Origin of the sequence: Rhizobium sp. BR 315 (assembly GCF_050577975.1) — a bacterium.
GTDB classification, from domain to species: Bacteria; Pseudomonadota; Alphaproteobacteria; order Rhizobiales; family Rhizobiaceae; genus Rhizobium; species Rhizobium miluonense.
Genome location: NZ_JARWKZ010000126.1, coordinates 1 through 1,574, shown reverse-complemented (window position 1 = coordinate 1,574; position 1,574 = coordinate 1). Strand labels below are relative to the sequence as shown.

At 58.5% G+C, this 1,574-nt stretch carries 1 protein-coding gene and 1 pseudogene; both read right to left on the bottom strand.

Features of this window, described 5'->3' with window-relative positions; all coding sequences use genetic code 11:
* Positions 1-154: 154 nt before the first annotated feature.
* A complete protein-coding gene (locus QD409_RS35300) occupies positions 155-1,369 on the bottom strand; it encodes an IS701 family transposase (protein ID WP_113134408.1) in 1,215 nt (404 codons plus the stop codon).
* Between the two features lie 58 nt (positions 1,370-1,427).
* A pseudogene (locus QD409_RS35295) lies at positions 1,428-1,574 on the bottom strand (IS5/IS1182 family transposase); the annotation flags it as partial.

The following is a 1,574-nucleotide window of genomic DNA, read 5'->3' as shown; positions in this document are numbered from 1 at the left end:
CATTACAGTTGCATTTTCGCCTTCAAATGCGCTCGTCGAGCGGCAGCCTGATGGGCGCGCCTCCAGCATGACCACGCGATGACGTAGGCGGGCTTTATGCGACGCTGGGCAAGCCTTGTGGCGATGCGCCGGACTTCCTGGATAGACCAGCGGATTAAATCCTGATGGTCGGCATCCGCGGTCTTTTTTGGGGCGTCACGTCATTGGCGCGATACCGGATCACCGCCATCATGGCGAAGGCGAGCATGACCAGGGAGACGTGGCGATGCCAGCCATGCCATGACCGGGTTTCGTTGTGATCGAGTCCGAGCTCGTTCTTGGCGGTCTCGAAGCTATCTTCGATGGCCCAGCGATGGCCTTCAACGGAAACGAGCGTCTGGATGCCCGTTCCGGCCGGGCACCATGTGGTGAAGAATGCGAGATCGCCGTCGCTGATATTGCGCCGGATCAGGAGGCCACGGGTCCAAAGGCCCGTTTCCGTCTCGTTATATTCGTCGGCATGGAGATCGGCGAGTTCGCAGTAGGCCCAGTCATGAAGCCGCGCGCCTTTGGTGCCATCACCGGCGGAAAGACGCTGCCATGCTTTTGGATCGAGGTCACGGGCGATCTCCTGAGCTGTGCCGGCGACCGGAGGCTTGCCCGACCAGGAGCCGAAATGGTGGTCCGATTTAACCCCAAGAACGTAGCCTTTGCAGGCTCTGCGCAGGGTCCCTTCAACGTCCCCGACGCCATAGACCGCATCTGCAGCCACCCATGAAAACGGCACATCGGCTGCCAGCGCACGCCGTATCATATCGACAGCCAGGCCTGGCTTGGTAGCGAAGGCTATAGCCTCAGGAACATGGGTGGCTGCAAGCCTTGCCGGATCACCGGTCCAGCTCTTGGGCAAGTACAGGGCTCGATCGATAAAGGCATGACCGCGAACGGACACATAGGCGGCGAACACACCGATCTGGCAGTTCGTTATCTTGCCTGCCGAACCTGTATATTGACGCGAAACACCGCACGATGTCTTGCCCTGCTTGAGGAAGCCCGTCTCATCGATGACCAGGACCGCATCATCGGCGGCGAGGTTTTCCACAACATACTCTCGCACGATGTCGCGAAGTCCATCCGCGTCCCAGCGTCCGCGACCCAAAATGGCTTGCTGCCGCCACGGACCGGGATCACCGGCCGCCTCAGCGCGCATCCAACCTGTCTTTCGCCGCTCGTCACCCAGCAAGCCGTCCAGGAAAAGGTTCGCGGATGCTGCAACTCGCTCCTGCGTAAACAGTCGCCGCATACGAGCCTTGACGTCACGCAGCGACGATGCCCAAAGTTCCAGCGTCGTCTCGATTGATGCACCCATCATCCATGACCTCCGAATCATGGAGACCCATAGATTCAGAGTTTATAGAAATATGCAACTGTAATGTTAGGCCGTCGACTCATAAACTCTGACACCAGATCCTTGCTGCGACGAGTTTGACGGCAGCGAGATAATTTTCGGGGCATTTGTCATAGCGTGTGGCAATGCCTCGAAACTGTTTGATCTTGTTGAAGAACCGTTCCACGAGGTTGCGCTGCCGATAGAC